This window comes from Silvimonas amylolytica (assembly GCF_014645555.1).
GTDB lineage: Bacteria > Pseudomonadota > Gammaproteobacteria > Burkholderiales > Chitinibacteraceae > Silvimonas > Silvimonas amylolytica.
On the sequence record NZ_BMLY01000002.1, the window covers coordinates 474860 to 491569 of the forward strand.

General features: G+C 57.0%; 18 protein-coding genes and 1 tRNA gene. 7 read left to right on the plus strand and 12 right to left on the minus strand.

Translation table 11 applies throughout. The annotated features are described in order from the left end of the window. The first annotated feature begins 66 nt into the window (after positions 1–66). Entirely contained in the window at positions 67–720 is a 654-nt protein-coding gene (locus IEX44_RS08495; protein WP_188691792.1) for a GGDEF domain-containing protein, read from the plus strand. Between the two features lie 78 nt (positions 721–798). Beyond that, positions 799–1059: a hypothetical protein gene (locus tag IEX44_RS08500; RefSeq protein ID WP_188691795.1), complete on the plus strand. Its 261-nt coding sequence runs from the start codon at positions 799–801 to the stop codon at positions 1057–1059. On the opposite strand, the gene IEX44_RS08505 is transcribed toward IEX44_RS08500, so the two are convergent. Both IEX44_RS08505 and yihA read right to left on the minus strand, forming a co-directional pair. Then, on the minus strand, positions 1056–1565 hold the full coding sequence (locus IEX44_RS08505) for an O-acetyl-ADP-ribose deacetylase (RefSeq protein WP_188691799.1): 510 nt from the start codon (positions 1563–1565) through the stop codon (positions 1056–1058). The two genes, IEX44_RS08500 and IEX44_RS08505, sit on opposite strands and share 4 nt — an antisense overlap. 173 nt (positions 1566–1738) lie before the next feature. Next, positions 1739–2368, minus strand: coding sequence for a ribosome biogenesis GTP-binding protein YihA/YsxC (gene yihA, locus IEX44_RS08510; protein WP_188691802.1), 630 nt, complete (start codon positions 2366–2368; stop codon positions 1739–1741). A 125-nt stretch (positions 2369–2493) separates the two neighbouring features. Between yihA and IEX44_RS08515 the strand changes: the two genes are divergently transcribed. The 4 genes from IEX44_RS08515 (at position 2494) to IEX44_RS08530 (ending at position 7387) form a co-directional block, all read left to right on the plus strand. After that, on the plus strand, positions 2494–3108 hold the full coding sequence (locus IEX44_RS08515; protein ID WP_188691805.1) for a c-type cytochrome: 615 nt from the start codon (positions 2494–2496) through the stop codon (positions 3106–3108). Between the two features lie 163 nt (positions 3109–3271). Next, a complete protein-coding gene (locus IEX44_RS08520) occupies positions 3272–5254 on the plus strand; it encodes a cytochrome c biogenesis protein ResB (RefSeq protein WP_229678837.1) in 1983 nt (660 codons plus the stop codon). Further along, positions 5254–6555, plus strand: a complete 1302-nt coding sequence (gene ccsB / locus IEX44_RS08525) for a c-type cytochrome biogenesis protein CcsB (protein ID WP_229678839.1) — start codon at positions 5254–5256, stop codon at positions 6553–6555. Before IEX44_RS08520 ends, ccsB begins: the two co-directional genes overlap by 1 nt. 292 nt (positions 6556–6847) lie before the next feature. Beyond that, complete coding sequence (locus IEX44_RS08530; protein WP_188691816.1) at positions 6848–7387, plus strand: hypothetical protein; 540 nt, start codon at positions 6848–6850, stop codon at positions 7385–7387. A gap of 10 nt (positions 7388–7397) precedes the next feature. Here IEX44_RS08530 and IEX44_RS08535 read toward each other — a convergent pair whose 3' ends face one another. The 10 genes from IEX44_RS08535 to IEX44_RS08580 all read right to left on the minus strand — a co-directional run bounded on the left by IEX44_RS08535 (position 7398) and on the right by IEX44_RS08580 (position 15582). Continuing rightward, the gene (locus IEX44_RS08535; protein ID WP_188691819.1) at positions 7398–8462 is read right to left on the minus strand and encodes a CobW family GTP-binding protein; all 1065 of its coding nucleotides are present in this window, start codon (positions 8460–8462) and stop codon (positions 7398–7400) included. Then, positions 8429–9079, minus strand: coding sequence for a nucleotide-binding protein (locus tag IEX44_RS08540; protein WP_188691822.1), 651 nt, complete (start codon positions 9077–9079; stop codon positions 8429–8431). The genes IEX44_RS08535 and IEX44_RS08540 overlap by 34 nt, the downstream gene beginning before the upstream one ends. Then, entirely contained in the window at positions 9076–9684 is a 609-nt protein-coding gene (gene pth / locus IEX44_RS08545; protein WP_188691826.1) for an aminoacyl-tRNA hydrolase, read from the minus strand. The genes IEX44_RS08540 and pth overlap by 4 nt, the downstream gene beginning before the upstream one ends. Before the next feature lie 84 nt (positions 9685–9768). Continuing rightward, positions 9769–10362, minus strand: coding sequence for a hypothetical protein (locus IEX44_RS08550; protein ID WP_188691829.1), 594 nt, complete (start codon positions 10360–10362; stop codon positions 9769–9771). 162 nt (positions 10363–10524) lie between these two features. After that, positions 10525–11106, minus strand: a complete 582-nt coding sequence (locus tag IEX44_RS08555) for a 50S ribosomal protein L25/general stress protein Ctc (RefSeq protein WP_188691832.1) — start codon at positions 11104–11106, stop codon at positions 10525–10527. 151 nt (positions 11107–11257) lie between these two features. Then, a complete protein-coding gene (locus tag IEX44_RS08560; protein WP_188691835.1) occupies positions 11258–12208 on the minus strand; it encodes a ribose-phosphate pyrophosphokinase in 951 nt (316 codons plus the stop codon). 63 nt (positions 12209–12271) lie between these two features. Further along, positions 12272–12348: transfer RNA gene (locus tag IEX44_RS08565), tRNA-Gln, on the minus strand. 23 nt (positions 12349–12371) lie between these two features. Further along, positions 12372–13274, minus strand: a complete 903-nt coding sequence (gene ispE / locus IEX44_RS08570; RefSeq protein ID WP_188691837.1) for a 4-(cytidine 5'-diphospho)-2-C-methyl-D-erythritol kinase — start codon at positions 13272–13274, stop codon at positions 12372–12374. Continuing rightward, positions 13262–13816, minus strand: a complete 555-nt coding sequence (gene lolB, locus IEX44_RS08575; protein WP_229678917.1) for a lipoprotein insertase outer membrane protein LolB — start codon at positions 13814–13816, stop codon at positions 13262–13264. Before lolB ends, ispE begins: the two co-directional genes overlap by 13 nt. Beyond that, positions 13816–15582, minus strand: a complete 1767-nt coding sequence (locus tag IEX44_RS08580; protein WP_188691840.1) for a tetratricopeptide repeat protein — start codon at positions 15580–15582, stop codon at positions 13816–13818. Before IEX44_RS08580 ends, lolB begins: the two co-directional genes overlap by 1 nt. Before the next feature lie 227 nt (positions 15583–15809). On the opposite strand from IEX44_RS08580, the gene mutM reads away from it, so the two are divergent. Beyond that, the gene (gene mutM, locus IEX44_RS08585; RefSeq protein ID WP_188691842.1) at positions 15810–16625 is read left to right on the plus strand and encodes a bifunctional DNA-formamidopyrimidine glycosylase/DNA-(apurinic or apyrimidinic site) lyase; all 816 of its coding nucleotides are present in this window, start codon (positions 15810–15812) and stop codon (positions 16623–16625) included. Positions 16626–16710 lie beyond the last annotated feature (85 nt).

Below are 16710 nucleotides of genomic sequence, written 5' to 3' on the forward strand. Positions count from 1 at the left end.
GGCGTATGGCCGGGCGCAGGCTACACTGGTTAGAGTTATTCATAATGGATATTGGGGAAGCAGCCCATGCCAACTGTGCCCGTTTCATTTGTCTGGTTTCTCGCCGCTTCAGGCTGGGTGGTGGCCGTACTGGCTATTGCTGCCTGGAACCTGGAGCGCTTGCGCCACAAGACCCTCATTGTTAAACAGGCACGCCGCGCGGGGCTGGATGTGCAGACCGGCCTGAGCTCCCGCGATCGCTTTCTCACCGAAGCCGGTGCGTCCATCAACCGCGCGCAACGTACACACGCCTCGATCTGTGTTTTGCTGGTCTGCGTTGAGAAACTGGAAACCATCGAACAAAGTCACGGCCCGCTGGCGCGGGACCTGGTGTTGCGGCAACTGGCAACACTGTGTCGCACCAATGTGCGTGACTTCGATATTGTGGGACGGTTTTCTCCCAGCGAAGTCGCACTTGTACTCATGGACATCGACCTGCCTGGCGCGCACGTGGTGGCGAACCGGCTGGTGAACCGCAAGCCGGCACAAATGGTGACGTTACCGGATGCCCACGTGATCAATTTCTCGCTGGAATGGGGTCTGGCACAATTGCGCAGCGAGGCCGACACCATTGAAGACTTGATGCTGGCGGCCGATGCCGATCTGGTAGCGAGCCGTAACCGCAAGAACCGGCCAGAGTTGCAGGTCATTGCTGGCGGCAAGGCGGTCGGCGCCGTGTAAAAACGCCCGCTGCCATGTGTCTAATTCTTGTTGAATGGTTACCCGGCCTGGCCCTGCGCTCGCCGGATTGAACGTCTTATGAAGATCATCCGATTACTGGAAGTTTGGGAGAAAGGCATGGATGGCCGCTTTGTCGGTCATTTGCCGGTGGCCTCAACCGTGACTACGCCGTTCTTGCTTGGACTGTTTGCCCATGAGCAAGATCGGCCAGACCCTGAAATGAAGCTGTCCTACATGCTGGATGCCGCACGCGCTGAGCGGCTGCAGCCCTATGTGGCTGAACAGCTTTTGCCAGCGCGTTATGACTACATCCTCACCGCGCACGGTGTGCCGGACTAACTGGCCAGTGCAGCCTCGTATACAGAGAGGTCATGCTCAGAAAAACAGCAAAACACCACCTCTTGCAGTGGGCCAGGGTGTGCCAGTGTTTCTTTGCGCACAGTGTCGATTGCGATGCGCGTTGCTTCTGCCAGCGGATAACCATAGACGCCCGTGCTGATGGCGGGGAATGCAATCGAATGTAGCCCGCGTTTTGCAGCCAGGCGCATGGACTCGCGATAGCACGATGCCAGGAGTTCGGCTTCTTTCTGCTGACCGCCGTGCCAGACCGGGCCCGGGGTATGGATCACATATCGGGCAAGTAGACGATAACCCTGCGTGATACGCGCCTCGCCCGTATGGCATCCACCCAACGTGCGGCACTCTGCCAGCAAATCCGGGCCGGCGGCACGATGGATCGCGCCATCCACCCCGCCGCCACCCAACAAAGAGGTGTTGGCCGCATTCACAATGCAGTCGACGTCAAGCTGAGTGATATCGGCGCGGATCGCGCGAAGACGGGCCATAACCGGCTCTCTCCGGAATCTGGAAAAAAGAAACCCCGGCCCAAGGGGAGAATGACCGGGGTGTAATACGCCTTGGCATTTGGCCAAGGCACCCGCTCAGGGAGGAAAAGCGGGAGGTGCAGGGGCGCACCCAGATTTCAGGGTAGAAAGGTTCGCGCAAAGTTCAAGGAATACTATTCGCCGTTCGTCAATTCGACGTCGTCAGGCTCTGTCTGGGTAAACCAGGCGCCGACAACTTTCTCTGTCTCTTCAACCCCTTGTTTTTTAAGGCTGGAGAACAACTGAACGGTGACTTGAGGGTTATCGGCGAACTCTTTTTGCACGCCCCTGAGCGCTTGCGTGCGTTCTTGATTAGAGAGTTTGTCGGACTTGGTCAGCAGACAATGCACGGGCTTGCCGGTGGGCAAAAACCAGTCAAGCATGCGACGATCCAGCTCCGTGAGTGGCCGGCGTGAATCCATGATCAGCACGAGGCCAATCAGGTTATCCCGTTCTTTCAGATAGCGGCCCAGCAAGGTTTCCCAATGCGCGCGGACAGCAGCGGGGACTTCGGCATAGCCATAGCCTGGCAAATCAACCAGTCGCTTGAGCTCATCGCTGCCAAACGTAAAATAATTGATATGCTGGGTGCGGCCTGGCGTCTTGGAGACATAAGCCAGGCGAGTGTGGTTGGCAAGGGTATTGATCGCGCTGGATTTACCCGCGTTGGACCGCCCGGCAAATGCGACTTCTCGCCCTTCATGGGGAAGAGTTCGCAAATCATTGACGGTGGTTAGAAATTTGAGCCCGCGAAACAGCGACATGGTGCCTGGTCTGGTATATGGTCTAGATATAGTCTTGATATAGTATCAGGATTTGATACGTCAGCCGTTCCTGACGCCTGGCGATACTCAAAAACGAAATATCAATTAGGGAAGGGAGCCAAGTTATGCGCAGAGCGCCTGTCGCAGCCTTGCTTGCTGCACTGACGTTGATGAGCACCGGCGGCTTTGCCGCTACCACCAAAGCTGATCCAGCCAAAGGCAAGGAAATCGTTGATAAAGTCTGTGCCGCCTGTCATGGTGCCGACGGTAACAGCGTCATTCCGGCCAACCCCAGCCTTGCCGGCCAGCATTCCGAATACATCTACAAACAGCTCACTGAATTCAAGTCGCAAAAGCGCAAAAACCCGGTGATGCTGGGCATGGCGGCGACTTTGTCAGACGCGGATATGCACAATGTGGCGGCTTATTTCGCTTCGCAAAAGGCCAAGGAAGGCGGCGCATCAGACAAAGTGCTGATTGCAGCGGGTGAGAAAATCTACCGGGGTGGCGTTGCAGCCAAGAACGTGCCAGCCTGTATGGCCTGTCATGGCCCCAGTGGCGCAGGCATTCCGGTACAGTACCCACGTTTGGCGGGTCAGCATTCTGCATATGTGATCGGCGAACTGAACCTGTTCCGCTCTGGCGAACGAGCCAATGGCCCGATGATGAACGACATCGCAGCCCGCCTCTCGGATCAGGAAATTAAAGCGGTTGCCGAGTACATCCAGTCCTTGCACTGAGCTTTTTGCGGTTTTATGGCCTGTGCCATGCAACCTTAACCTTGGCAGCATATTCTAGGGGGGCGGCTATACGCCCCTCTTTTGCTTTATGAACCAGAACATATCCCTCCGCCCGCCTCGTGCCGTCCCGTTCACTCGGGCTTTGTACGATCTTCTTTCCTCAATGCGCTTTGCCGTCAGCCTGCTGACGGTACTGGCCATTGCCTCCGTCATCGGCACCGTGCTCAAGCAAGGTGAGCAATATGTCGATTACCGGATCGAGTTTGGAGAATTCTGGTTTGCCATCTTCAAACCCGTTGGATTGTTCGATGTCTATCACACCAGCTGGTTTTTGCTGATTCTGGGTTTTCTGGTCCTTTCCACGACGTTGTGCATCTGGCGTCACGCGCCAGGCATGCTGCGGGATATCCGGGGTTACCGTGAAAACGCCACGCGCAACTCTTTGCGTTTGATGGCGCATAACGCCGAAGCCGACGGTGAAGTCGATCGCACTGCAGCGCAAGCGTATTTGCGCCAGGCGGGCTACCGCTGGCGCATCCTTGATAAAGATGGCGTGTGGACGCTGGCGGCCAAGAAAGGCGTGGGCCAGCGCTTGGGTTATTTCTTTGCGCATGCCGCCATTGTAGTGATCTGTATTGGCGGTTTGATGGATGGCAATTTGCCGCTCAAGCTGCGCGAGCTTGTTGGCAATAAAGTGCCTGAAACCCGCGATCTGCCGCAAAGCAAAGTCCCCGCGCAAAGCCGGCTTTCGCCGGACAACCTCTCGTTCCGTGGCAATGTCACCTTGCCAGAAGGCGCGGTCGCAGATGTGGTGTTTCTGAACTCCGGAGAGGGCTTTTTCGTTCAGGATTTACCCTTCGCATTGCGTCTCAAGCAGTTTCAGGTGGACTACTACAGCACGGGCATGCCCAAACGCTTTGCCTCAAGCATTGACGTGCTTGATCCGCAAACCGGCAAGGTCGTGAAGAGCGGTGTCGTGGAGGTCAATAAACCTTTGCTGTATGACGGCATTGCCATTTACCAGGCCAGCTTTGGTGATGGCGGCTCGCCGTTGCAACTGACGGGCTGGCACCTGAATCGCCCGGTTTCGCAAAAATTTGAAGCGCGTTCACGCAGCACGCAAAGCATTGATCTGGACGGCAAGGCGTATACGCTAGAGTTCGGCGACCTGCGCGTGACCAACGTCGAGAACATGGGCAAAAACACGCCAGATCAAACTTCTGCAGTGGCAGTAAACAAGCTGGAGCAAGCGCTGGCATCGTCGCAATCGGTGAAATCGACCAGCACCATGCGCAATCTGGGCCCGATGATCCAGTTCAAACTGCGTGATTCCTCTGGCCAGGCCGTGGAATACCAGAACTATATGTCGCCGTTTCTGGATGACGGCGCGTTGTACTTGATGACGGGTGTGCGCAAAGAGATCAACGCGCCATTCCAGTATGTCCGCATTCCGCTGGATGACGACATGAAGGTAGATACTTTCATGCGGCTGCGCGATGTCATGCTTGATTCGTCGGCCTGGGCAGAGATCGCCAAACGCACCACGGACAAAGCCTTCCAGGGCGGCGGCTTTACCGAGACCAAACGTGCAGAGTTTGCGGCTGTCACCGAGATGATCCTCAAGCAGTTTGCGCAGGGCGGCTTCCCGCGGATTGATGCCTTCATCCGGGAGAAAGTCCCCGAAGACAAACGACCATCTGTAGCGCAGACGTATCTGAAGATTCTGCAAGGAGCCACGGTTGATGCCATGGATATCGCGCAGCAACGGGCCGGTCTGCAAGCTGTTGCCATGAGCGATACACAGTACCGTTTCTTGATGGACAGCCTCGTGGCCACGAGTGGTTTCTTTGAATATGGTTCGCCCGTGTATCTTCAGCCAAGTGGGTTTACCGAAGTGAAGTCTTCGGGCTTCCAGCTCACCCGTTCGCCGGGAAAACGCGTGGTTTATCTGGGTTCCATCCTGCTGGTCATTGGCATATTCTGCATGTTCTATCTGCGCGAAGAGCGCATCTGGCTTCGTAGCGAAAACGGCAAGACCGTGCTGGCGTTGACTGGTAACCGCCGTTCCGCCGATCTGGAATCCGCATTTGAACGGCACCGCGCCGCATTGTTGCCAGCCACATCCAAAGAAGAGATCGCGACATGATGATGACGCTTCCCCTGGCCCGGCGCACGCCGCTGGACTTCGTCTTCGCCGTATTGATGCTGGCCGCCGGCGGTTATGCTTTTGCCCGCTACGGCCAGTACATGGATTACTACGAACACGGTATCTTGCTGGGTGCGACACTGGCACTCGTCTGGTTTGGCTGGTTCTGGCCCGCAATGCGTTACTTCTTGCCGGGTGCGGCGGTGCTGGCGCTGTTGGGCACCAGCAGTTACCACGGTGATCTGGCTACTGCGCAGCACTCGTTCATCCTCAAGTATTTTCTGGCCAGCCAGTCCGCCGTGATGTGGATGTGCGTGCTGTATTTCATTGCCACCGTGGTGTATTGGGTGGGCCTGGTGCGGCGGGCCAATACGGTATTGTCGATCGCCTCTGGTCTGACCTGGACAGCCGCGCTGGCGGCGCTGACCGCTATGCTGGTGCGCTGGTACGAAAGCTATCTGATCGGGCCGGACGTCGGGCACATCCCGGTATCCAACCTGTATGAAGTGTTCATTCTGTTCTGCCTGATTACCACGCTGATGTACCTGTATTACGAGGCACGCTTCAAGGCCCGCACGATGGGCGCTTTTGTGTTGCTGGTGATCAGTGCGGCAGTGGGTTTTATCTTGTGGTACTCGCTGGATCGCCAGGCGCATGAGATCCAGCCGTTGATTCCAGCATTGCAATCCTGGTGGATGAAGATTCACGTGCCGGCCAATTTCATTGGTTATGGCGCGTTTTCACTGTCTGCCATGCTGGGTGTGGCCTGGATGCTGGCTTCACCCATAGAGCGTAAACCGGCAACCCGTAATACCTTGCATGCATTGGCGCTCGCCAGCGTCGTACTGGCACTGGCTATCGGTATTTATGGTGCCAGCTGGTTTGACATCTCCGGCGCTGCGGCACAACTGACCATGGGCGGTGTGCTGTGCGGTGCCGTGCTGCTGGTCATTGCGGCCTGGCCGGGTGTGATGGCCAAAAGCTTGCCGTCACCCCAGGTCCTGGAGGAAGTGTCTTACCGCGCTGTGTCTGTCGGATTTTTGTTCTTCACCATTGCCACCATTCTGGGGGCCGCCTGGGCTGCTGATGCCTGGGGTGGGTACTGGAGTTGGGACCCGAAGGAAACCTGGGCGCTCATCGTCTGGCTGAATTACGCGGCCTGGTTGCATGTGCGGCTGGTCAAAGGCTGGCGTGGTGAAGTGCTGGCCTGGTGGTCGGTTATTGGCCTTGCCGTGACCACCTTCGCGTTTCTTGGTGTGAACATGTTTCTCTCTGGTCTGCACTCCTACGGCGGCTTGTAACAGGGCAATTGAGGCAAATCAAAGCATAAGGGCGGGTCAGTTGATCCGCCTTTTTTTATGGGGTCAGCTTGCGTACAGCTAACGGATTCTGCCCGCAACAGAAAGATTGCCGTGTAGCGGCTGCGTGTCTCATTCAAATCATAAATGTCGCATGCGCCTTTCCGTGACAGCTTGATTGCAGTAAAAACCGTGTTTGCTATTGCTGTTACATCAGCGTTTCATGAATTACGGCCTCATCCAAGAAGTGCCGGATTCGCATGGCGTGGACATATAAATCAGGGGGAGCGCAACCATGCTCGATGTCATTTATCGCAAGACCCAGGCTGGGCTGACTGAAATTCAGACGCGCGCCAGCGGTCTTTCGCTCAAGCAACGTCAATTGCTGATCATGATTGATGGCAAGACCCCGGCACACGCTCTGCCCATGGCGATGCCGGAAAAAGATCTGGTTCACAAACTGCTGGAACTGGAATGGGATGGCTTGATTGAGCGCGCTGGCTCATTGCCACCCAAAAATGCAGCAGTGCCGGCACCAGCACCAAGCACCGCGGCTGCGACGGCTGCCGTTGCAGCGCCAGGCGGGTTCACCCTGGGTTTGAATGTGGTTCGGATCAGCGCAGGGCAAGTAGCGCGTATTCGCTCCATTTTGCACATGACCAACCAGAATCATCTGTCAGGTGAGCTGGATGACATGATCGGCGAGATGGAGCATCTCGTCTCGGTGGCCGATATTGAGCGCTGCATCGGTCGTTATCTGCAGGTCATGAAGACACGCGGCATGGAGAGTGCCGCGCAGACCTACCTGGCGCAGATCCGCACGGTCGTGCGCTGATACCAGATGTTCAGTTTTGCTGGCTGCCAGGCGCAATGCGGGTGGCCAGCAAACGTGCTTCCAGCGCGGACCAGTCCGGTGGTGCATCCCCTTCCACAATGATTTCAAAACGGCTGTCGCGCCGGTAGGCCGAGATATTGGCGCTCGGGTAAAAATCCACCCAGTCAAAGCGGTACCAATCCCGTTCCGTGTGAAAGACGCCCTTGGCACGTGAGAGACCTTTCACGCCCAGCGTTTCCGGTTGCTGGAATGCCTGAAACAGATCGGCGACTGCGCCGCTGTCAAACAAGGTTTCAGGACTGAAGATCCAGCCACAGGCGTGTGAGCCCAGGCTCGATTGGGCTTTGCGTACAGGCTCGCTACCTTGCGGGGTGACGATGGCTGGCGCAGCTTCTGGCTTGCGGCGTGGCGCTAGCGGGTTATGGGTGCCTGTGGCGTGCGGGGCTTCTTGCCACCGGTCTGCGTTCAGTGGGGCGTCCAGCAAATCAGCGTCAAACAGGCCGTTTTGAACTTGCATGATGGCCAGCTTGGGCGGGAAAGCCGCGCGTGCCATAGCCAGTGCCGCATCCAGTTGAGCCGCGTCAGCCAGGTCGGTTTTGTTGATGACCAGCACGTCGGCCAGTTCGATCTGATCGCGCCAGGTTTCGTTACGGGTATAGCGGGCGTCTTCCAGGTGGCGAGCGTCCATCAGGGTGACCACACCGCGTACTTCAAAGGTGGCACTCATGAACGGATCGCGCAGCAGGTCGATGATCCCGGCAGGGTGCCCAAGACCAGAAGGTTCGATCAGAATGCGGTCGGGCCGCTTGCCTTGCACCAGCTTGTTCAGGTTTACGCGCAGCATGGGGCTGGTGGTGCAGCAGATGCAGCCACCCGGTACTTCGGCCACTTGCAGACCTTCGCCGGCTGAGGACAGCGTCGCGCCATCAATGCCGACTTCGCCAAATTCATTGACCACAACAGCCCAGAATTCGCTAGCTGGCTTGCTGGCCAGCAAGTGAGAGATAGCCGTAGTTTTGCCGACCCCCAGGAAACCGGTGATCAGATTGACGGGGATGCGGGGTTGCGAAGCCACTTGAGGATTGCCTGCCATTGTTCCAGGTCACGCTCGAACCGCCGGCCAGGCAGGTCGAACAGCGTGAGCCCTTTGGGTTGAAGTTGCACATACAGCTGCGTGTTGCGCAGCCAGCTGAGCACCGGAAATCCGTATCCGGCGAGGAAATGCTCAAGCTGTTGTGCGGCGTGAGTACGCGGGTCTACCCGCATGCCGACGATACCGATATCCACCTGTTTTTTGCGTACGGCTTTTTCTTCGGCCAGCTGCGCAAAGAAACCTTCGAGCGCCCACATATCAAATGACGACGGCGCAACTGGCACTAACACCCGACTGACCGCCTTGAGTGCGCCTTCCAGTTTCTTGCCGTGCAGGCCGGCTGGGCTATCCAGGACGGCGACGGTCGCGTTTTTGGGGGCGTGGGGTGCATCTTCGCCGGCCGCATCCCAGTCATGGATGCGCGGATATTGTTCCGGGCGACGCGTCAGCCAATAACGTGCACTTTGCTGCCGGTCCAGATCACCCAAGGCCACTTTGTCGCCTTGCCAGGCAAAATAGCCGGCAAGGTTGGTGGCCAGTGTGGATTTGCCACTTCCCCCTTTGGGGTTGGCGATCAGGATGGACAGCGGTGTCGTCATGGTGCGGGTTTATGCGGTCTTTGTTTTGATTCGTCAGTATGCAATTGCTGCATGGCGATATTCATTTCGCCTTTAAGCATGCGCGGCAACAAATTCTGCGCACGCAGCATGGCGGCATCAATCAGTTCTTGTTCTTCGCGGCGCGGCGGTTTGAGCACAAAGCTCACCACTTCGTTGCGATCTCCTGGGTGGCCCACACCCAGACGCAGGCGCCAGAAATTGGGAGTCGACAGATGAGACTGAATATCCTTGAGGCCATTGTGGCCGCCATTGCCACCGCCTTGTTTGAGTTTGACCTGGCCGGCCGGGATATCCATTTCATCATGCACGACCAGAATCTGGTCTGGCAGGATTTTGTAGAACTGTGCGAGGGCTACGACTGACAGACCGCTGCGGTTCATGAAAGTTTGCGGCTGTAGCAACCAAACCTCTTCGCCATGCAGACGGGCCTTGCCCGCAAGGCCATGAAACTTGCTGTCATGGCGCAACGTGGTACCGCTTTCACGGGCCAGTTCATCAATAAACCAGAAGCCGGCATTGTGGCGGGTTGCAGCGTATTCGGCCCCGGGATTACCGAGACCGACAATCAATTTGATGGTGGACATAAATGCATGGCCGGATGCATGGGCTACGCATCCGGCAAAGAGAAGACAAAAGCCGATGATAAAGGCTGGGGCTCGCGCCCGCTACTAGCGGGGTGGCATAAACGGGATATGACGGATGACGCGCGGTTCGCCGCCCAGGGTCAGGTACAGGGCGCTATCACTGTAGATTTGCGGTGAATTGACGGTGACGCGCCATCCGCCGCACCAGGCCCAGCCACTATCTTGTTGTGAGAAACGCCAGTCGCCCGCGTAGGGGTTGCGGTCAAAGCGCTGCATCCATACCAGATTGCCCTGTGCGTCTTTGAGGGAAATATCGTAATACGCGACACCGCCATCATGTTGTTCGACCCGCCAGCCAGGCCAGTTACCAATCAGATTGAGTGTGACGGCAGAGAGCAGTTTTTCATGAGGCAGGGCGTTGGTGACTGTGCCGCCGGCGTCAGTGAAATAAGGGCGGTAATCAAGCTGATCCTGGCGCGTATGGAAAGGTGAGACGCCCCAGCGCGGACCAAACCAATATGAGACCAGCAGCAATGCACAAAGGGCAAAAAAGCCTCGCAACCAGGGACGAAAACGGCGCGGTGTGATCGGCATACTCGCGAGCCAGTCGAGTGGGCTGCTGCGGTAGCGCCGATAATAGTCAACCGTGGAATCGGATTCCTGTTCGCTGTGATACATCGATCTCTCTCCACGTACATTGTTTGCCTTATAAGTAAGACAAACAATAGCAGCAGAAAAGGTCTATGCCAGCTAAAACAGACTGGAACTGACGTGATAGATACAAAAAAGCCGGCAGGTTTCCCCGCCGGCTTTTTTAAAACGCGTTTGAAGCGTGGCGAATCAGTCGCCGCCCTTCGGTGCGTTGTAGGTTGCAACGGCCAGATCTTCGCCGCGAACCAGGGACTTGAGCTCAACGCCTTCCGGCAGCTTCAGGTCGGACAAGTGAACGGATGCATTGCCGGCGCCCAGGTTGCCCAGGTCAACCTCAATGAATTCCGGCAGCTTGGTGGCGGCGCAACGCACAACCACTTCGTTCAGGATGTAGCCAATGGAACCACCATCCATCTTCACGCCCGGAGCAACATCAGCGTTCTTGAAGTGCAGCGGCACTTTCAGTTCAACGCTGGTGTTGTCATCAACACGCTGGAAGTCTACGTGCAGGATCAGTTGCTTGAACGGGTGGTATTGCACCGAACGCAGCAGAACCTGCTCGGTGGCGCCATCTACCACTACCTTGACGATAGCAGTGTGGAAGGCTTCATCCTTCAGGGTGTACCACATGCTGTTGTGGTCGAATTCGACCGCAATAGGGGTCTTGCTGCCACCGTAAATGATGCCGGGCAGCTTGCCGCTGTTACGCAGGCGGCGGCTCGCACCAGTACCTTGCGCAGCACGGGCTTGTGCTTGAATTTCGAAAGTCATGGTTGTTACTCCATCTCAGTTAAACACTTCGCCACCCGCGACCAGGACTGGCAAAGGACCCGGGGGACCATTCCCCCAAATAGCGTAAACGGTGAAGTGGGGCTGGCCCGCTTCACCGTCTTGTAAATCTGTTTGTTGCTACGTCGTGCAATCAGTCCACAAACAAGGAAGAGACCGACTCTTCATTGTTGATGCGGCGCATGGTCTCAGCCAGCAAACCGGCAATCGAGACAATGCGGATACGCTCGCACTGACGGGCAGCTTCCGACAACGGAATCGTGTCGGTCACTACCACTTCATCCAGTTCAGACTGGACAATGCGTTCAACGGCTGCACCGGAGAACACGGCGTGGGTTGCATAAGCAATCACGCGGGCGGCACCGTGGGCTTTCAGGGCCTGGGCGGCTTTGACCAGCGTGTTGGCGGTATCGATCATGTCATCGATGATCACGCAGGTACGGCCGGATACATCGCCGATGATATGCATGACTTCAGCCACGTTCGCCTTCGGGCGACGCTTGTCGATAATGGCCATGTCCACGGTCAATTGCTTGGCCATGGCACGCGCTCGCAGTACACCGCCAACGTCCGGGCTCACCACCATCAACTGATCGTGGTTCTTGGCACGGATATCAGCCAGCAGCACCGGTGTGGAGTAGATGTTGTCGACCGGGATATCAAAGAAACCCTGAATCTGGTCGGCGTGAACATCTACCGTCAGGACACGGTCAACACCTGCAACCTGCAGCATGTTGGCAATGACCTTGGCCGAAATCGGCACACGGGCAGAGCGTGGACGACGATCCTGGCGGGCGTAACCGAAATACGGAATCGCCGCAGTAATGCGACCAGCCGAAGCGCGTTTGAGCGCGTCGACCATCAGCATGACTTCCATGATATTGTCGTTAGTCGGAACGCAAGTCGATTGCAGGACGAAAACGTCGCGACCGCGAACGTTCTCGAGCAATTCAACCGTCACCTCACCGTCCGAGAAGCGACCCACTGTGGCGCGACCCAGAGAAATGTCGAGGTGATTGACGACGCTTTCGGCAAGCTTGGGATTAGCATTGCCGGTAAATACCATGAGGCTGTCGTAAGCCATTTTCTGCGCCCTGGAAAAACGAAAAGCGTGTAACTGGTGTACACGCTTTTCTGTCTTTAGAAGTGGCAGGGGAAGAAGGATTCGAACCTTCGCATGTCGGAATCAAAATCCGATGCCTTAACCAACTTGGCGACTCCCCTATCGAAACTGCTGGAACTTGAAATTACTGCTCAGCAAATTCGCTTAACTCGTGCTTTTGGAGTGACCTTGCAACAAAACCGGTCATCTCTTCAGGAACCAGCGATACTACACGATCCGCTTCGCTTTGTGAAGCACATATTGTGAACACGCAGCTTCCTGATCCAGTCATCCGCGCTGGTCCAAACTGGCTTAGCCATTTCAGACTTTCAGCAATACGCGGCTGCTGACTCAGCGCTACTGGCTGCAAATCATTTCGCGTCGCAGCAACGTTGAGGTCGCGCATTGTGATGGAGGGTGTATCTCTTGTCAAGCGTTCATCTTTAAAAATTGCGGGCGTTGATACATGCACTTGTGGGTGCAGCACCGCAAACCAGGTTTCTGGCGTGTCGTGCGCAGTCATGATTTCGCCCACGCCTTCAACAAATGCATTGCGGCCAAAGATAAAGAAAGGCACATCTGCGCCCAGTTTCAGGCCCAGGGTCATCAACGCCTGGCGTGACAGGTTGACACCCCACAACTGGTTGAGTGCCAGCAAGACTGTGGCCGCATCAGAGCTACCGCCGCCCATGCCGCCGCCCATAGGGATGCGTTTAGTCACGCGGATATCTACTCCGGCGGTGATGTTTGCGTGTGATTGCAGCAAACGTGCCGCGCGCACGGTCAGATCATCTTCCGGATCGACGCCGGGCAACGGGTTGTAATGCTCAATCTGGTTATCCCCGCGGACACGCAGTTCAATGGTGTCCTGGAGATCAACCAGCTGGAATACAGATTGCAGCAGGTGATAACCGTCTGCACGGCGGCCGATCACGTGCAAAAACAAATTGAGCTTGGCCGGGGCCGGAAAGCTGCGCCAGCCTTCAGATGTGGCGGGGAAGCGATCAAGCGCGGATGAACCGGAATCAGAATGTGTTACGGAAGCCATTGCCAGTCAGACACCACAATTTTTAGATCAAGCCCATTCTGGGCGGCGTGAATACGCCAGGGTAATTTACCTTCCCGGCCTGCATCGCGCAGGTCGGTTGCGTCGATTTCCCAGCCGTTTTGCGAGATATGAATACCCTCCGCCGTCGGCGTGACCACGGAAGGCGTGGCGGGATCAGGCTTGCCCCGTAGCCACCAACGCATGCCTTGCACCGGTAACTGCCAGCCTGTGCGTTTTTGCAGCAGCACTTCCGGGCTGGTTGCAACGGTATCCGTTCCGCTGGTGTCTTTCAATCTTGCGCCGTGGGTATCAAAGGTCAGCCGCGCAACGGTCTGACCCAGCGGTGTCCCCAGGTCCAGCGCCGCTTCCTGACCATCGTCACGCCAGGTGAAGTTGGCAATCTGCGAGTCATTGGGCAGGCGCACGGCGACCCGCCCGGTGGCAACGAGTTCACCGGTGTGTGAGGGTGCCGCCGGTGGCGTGGCACAACCAGCTAGCCAGAACGTTGCCAGCCACAAGTAGAAAACGGCGATCCGACGCATCACGGCTGGCCGATTTCCTGGCCGATGGCGATGACGGATTCGTTGTCCGGGTCCAGCTTTTGCGCTTGCGCCATGACCTTGTGGGCATCACTCTTTTCGCCCAGCTTGAACAGAGTGGCCGCAAGGTGAGCACCGACTTCCGGGTCAGGCATGGCTTTATATGCGCGGGTCAGCAAATCACGCGCTTCGGCGAGGCGGTTCTGCTTGTAGCGTAACCAGCCCAGGCTATCCATGATGACCGGGTTGTCCGGGTCGAGCGTGTTGGCTTTTTCCAGATAACCGTTGGCTTCATCGTAGCGATCGGTGCGGTTGGCTAGCGTGTAACCCAACGCATTCAGCCCCTGGGCGCTATCCGGTTGCAGTTCCAGATACTTGTGCAGATCCGCTTCGGCGGCCGGTACGTTGTGCTGCAAGTCAGCAATCAGCGAGCGTTCGTACAGAAGGTCCGCGTTTTTCGGATCCTTGCTGATGGCCAGCGTCAGTACGAACCAGGCTTTGTCGTAGTTCTTGGCCTCGCGCCAGACGCTCGATTCCAGCAAGGTCTGACGAGTTTGCTGTTCGGTGGTCAGCGCAACGTTTTCATGGATCAGGTCAATGGCCTTTTGCGGCTGTCCCGTGCGGGCATACAAACGGATCAAGCGCTCGACAGCGGCGTCATGCATATCGCCTTCCACGCTTTGATACCAGGCGATGGCGTCCTGGTTCTGACCGCGTGCTTCGGCAATCTGGCCCAGGTACAGGCGCAGGTTGTTGGTGTTGCGCGGGTTTCTCTGGACGGCAGCACTGAGGCGTTGTTGGGCGGTATCGAAATCACGCAATTCCATCGAGACCAGACCGGAGCCGACCAGCGCCTCCAGATTATCCGGCTGAATCTTCAGAATGCCGTTGTATTCGTCCAGCGCATCTTTCATCTGCTTGTTGATGACCAGTTCACGCGCCAGCGCGTTACGGATGGGTAGCGAATCCGGATTTTTGCGCAGGGCGGAATGCAGATAATCAATACGCTCCTGGCCAGGCCGATCGGACATCAGTTGAATGCGGTAGAGCACGGCCGGTTCCCAGCCCGGACGCAATGCTTCGGCGGCATCCACTTCCTTGATGGCATCGGGAACGCGGTTGGTGTTGGCGTAAGCCACTGCACGCGCAAAGTGCGCTTCTGGCAGATTCAGGTACGGTGCGGTGACATCTTCGGTGAGCTTGGCCGCTGCATTGCGGTCCGTGTTTTTATCCCACAGCGTGTGCATGCGCAGGAAGAACGACGGCGCGTCTTGTGGTTTGGCTTTGAGCAGCGCCTCAAGGTGCGGTTTGGCTTCGTCCAGGCGGTTGGCGCGCAACAAGAGGCTCAGCATGACTTGTTGTGGGCCGACGGCATTGGGCGAGGCGTCGATCCATTGTTTGGCTGAATCCATGGCCAGGTTCAACTGACCCGCACCAATAGCGACTTCGGTAGCGCGTTTGGCTACCCGCGGATCATGCGTGCGTTTGGCCAGATCATTCCAGGTTTGTGCACCCAGCGTGGCTTGTCCGCGTTGCAAGGCGATATCACCCACCAGGAAACGCAACACCAGCTCGTCGGTTAACTCTTCGTTGGGCAGCGGGCCGTCGGCCGCGTTGGGATCTTGCGCGTTGTCATCTGCCGCCGGCGCGCTGGCCGTGGGCGCTTTGCTGGCTGCCGTGGGTTGTCCGACCGTGGCGCAACCGGCAAGAACCGTCAGGCTCAGGCATACAAGAGTCAGGAGAGGTTTCCGGGAAAACGGAAAAGGCATGGCAAAGTCCGGCGGGTGGTGGAGTGTTGTGTCGCAAGCAATGACAGACGCCGCGGCATTTTTGGCACGGGATGACATACAGGCCCGTGCTACTTCATATTAAGGTAAATTCCGTCGCGAAGTCCAAGCCGCAAGGTGATGGGCCTTGCGCAACTTTTAACCGCGTTGTGTTATGACGTGCAAATGACAATCTATGTTCCATCTGCCTTTCACCCACTGGTTGGATCATGCCTGAATTACCCGAAGTCGAAACGACGCGCCGCGGCATTGCCGATATTCTGACCGGCAATATTGTTGCTCAGGTCACTGTCCGCGATCCGCGTCTGCGCTGGCCGGTGCCTGATACCTTGCATACGCTGCTGCAAGGGCAGCGCATTCTTTCGGTGGACCGTCGCGCCAAATATCTGCTGATCGGCTTTGAGCACGGTACGCTGATCGTCCATTTGGGCATGAGTGGCACCTTGCGCGTTGTCACTGCCGCTCGCGCGGTTGAAAAACATGATCATATTGATCTGATGCTGGAAGACGGCCGCATTTTGCGTTACCGCGATCCCCGTCGTTTTGGTTGCATGCTCTGGCACGAGGCCTCCCCGGCAACCCACCCCTTGCTGGCAGCACTGGGGCCGGAACCGTTGTCTGACACCTTTGACGCCAGCTATCTGAAGCAACAGCTCGCCCGTCGGCAGGCCGCGATCAAGCTCGTCATCATGGATCAACATGTCGTCGTTGGTGTGGGCAATATCTATGCTTCCGAGGCCTTGTTCCGCGCGCGGATACACCCGGAACGGCCTGCGGCCACACTGAAGAAACGTGAAATCGACGCCCTGGTTGACGCCATCAAAGCCACTTTGTCGGATGCGATCCGGGCAGGGGGCACCACACTGCGTGACTATGTTGATTCAAGCGGCAACACGGGGTATTTCCAGTTGCAGACCTACGCCTACGATCGCGCCGGAGACCCGTGTCGGGTCTGCACAAAGCCGATTGCGGAAATCCGCCAGGGTCAACGCGCAACATTCTTCTGCCCGAACTGCCAGAAATAATTGATTCCATTATCATTAGTGTCCGGAACGTGCGATAACGCCGTCCGTACACATGCAGGCGCCAGGCGCATGGCCTGCGCTTAAG

What these genes read in the sequence shown, in the direction of transcription:
- IEX44_RS08495 (WP_188691792.1), top strand. Translation starts at nt 67, where the DNA reads ATGCCAACTGTGCCCGTTTCATTTGTCTGGTTTCTCGCCGCTTCAGGC.
- IEX44_RS08500 (WP_188691795.1), top strand. Translation starts at nt 799, where the DNA reads ATGAAGATCATCCGATTACTGGAAGTTTGGGAGAAAGGCATGGATGGC.
- IEX44_RS08505 (WP_188691799.1), bottom strand. Translation starts at nt 1,565, where the DNA reads ATGGCCCGTCTTCGCGCGATCCGCGCCGATATCACTCAGCTTGACGTC.
- yihA (WP_188691802.1), bottom strand. Translation starts at nt 2,368, where the DNA reads ATGTCGCTGTTTCGCGGGCTCAAATTTCTAACCACCGTCAATGATTTG.
- IEX44_RS08515 (WP_188691805.1), top strand. Translation starts at nt 2,494, where the DNA reads ATGCGCAGAGCGCCTGTCGCAGCCTTGCTTGCTGCACTGACGTTGATG.
- IEX44_RS08520 (WP_229678837.1), top strand. Translation starts at nt 3,272, where the DNA reads ATGCGCTTTGCCGTCAGCCTGCTGACGGTACTGGCCATTGCCTCCGTC.
- ccsB (WP_229678839.1), top strand. Translation starts at nt 5,254, where the DNA reads ATGATGACGCTTCCCCTGGCCCGGCGCACGCCGCTGGACTTCGTCTTC.
- IEX44_RS08530 (WP_188691816.1), top strand. Translation starts at nt 6,848, where the DNA reads ATGCTCGATGTCATTTATCGCAAGACCCAGGCTGGGCTGACTGAAATT.
- IEX44_RS08540 (WP_188691822.1), bottom strand. Translation starts at nt 9,079, where the DNA reads ATGACGACACCGCTGTCCATCCTGATCGCCAACCCCAAAGGGGGAAGT.
- pth (WP_188691826.1), bottom strand. Translation starts at nt 9,684, where the DNA reads ATGTCCACCATCAAATTGATTGTCGGTCTCGGTAATCCCGGGGCCGAA.
- IEX44_RS08550 (WP_188691829.1), bottom strand. Translation starts at nt 10,362, where the DNA reads ATGTATCACAGCGAACAGGAATCCGATTCCACGGTTGACTATTATCGG.
- IEX44_RS08555 (WP_188691832.1), bottom strand. Translation starts at nt 11,106, where the DNA reads ATGACTTTCGAAATTCAAGCACAAGCCCGTGCTGCGCAAGGTACTGGT.
- IEX44_RS08560 (WP_188691835.1), bottom strand. Translation starts at nt 12,208, where the DNA reads ATGGCTTACGACAGCCTCATGGTATTTACCGGCAATGCTAATCCCAAG.
- ispE (WP_188691837.1), bottom strand. Translation starts at nt 13,274, where the DNA reads ATGGCTTCCGTAACACATTCTGATTCCGGTTCATCCGCGCTTGATCGC.
- lolB (WP_229678917.1), bottom strand. Translation starts at nt 13,816, where the DNA reads ATGCGTCGGATCGCCGTTTTCTACTTGTGGCTGGCAACGTTCTGGCTA.
- IEX44_RS08580 (WP_188691840.1), bottom strand. Translation starts at nt 15,582, where the DNA reads ATGCCTTTTCCGTTTTCCCGGAAACCTCTCCTGACTCTTGTATGCCTG.
- mutM (WP_188691842.1), top strand. Translation starts at nt 15,810, where the DNA reads ATGCCTGAATTACCCGAAGTCGAAACGACGCGCCGCGGCATTGCCGAT.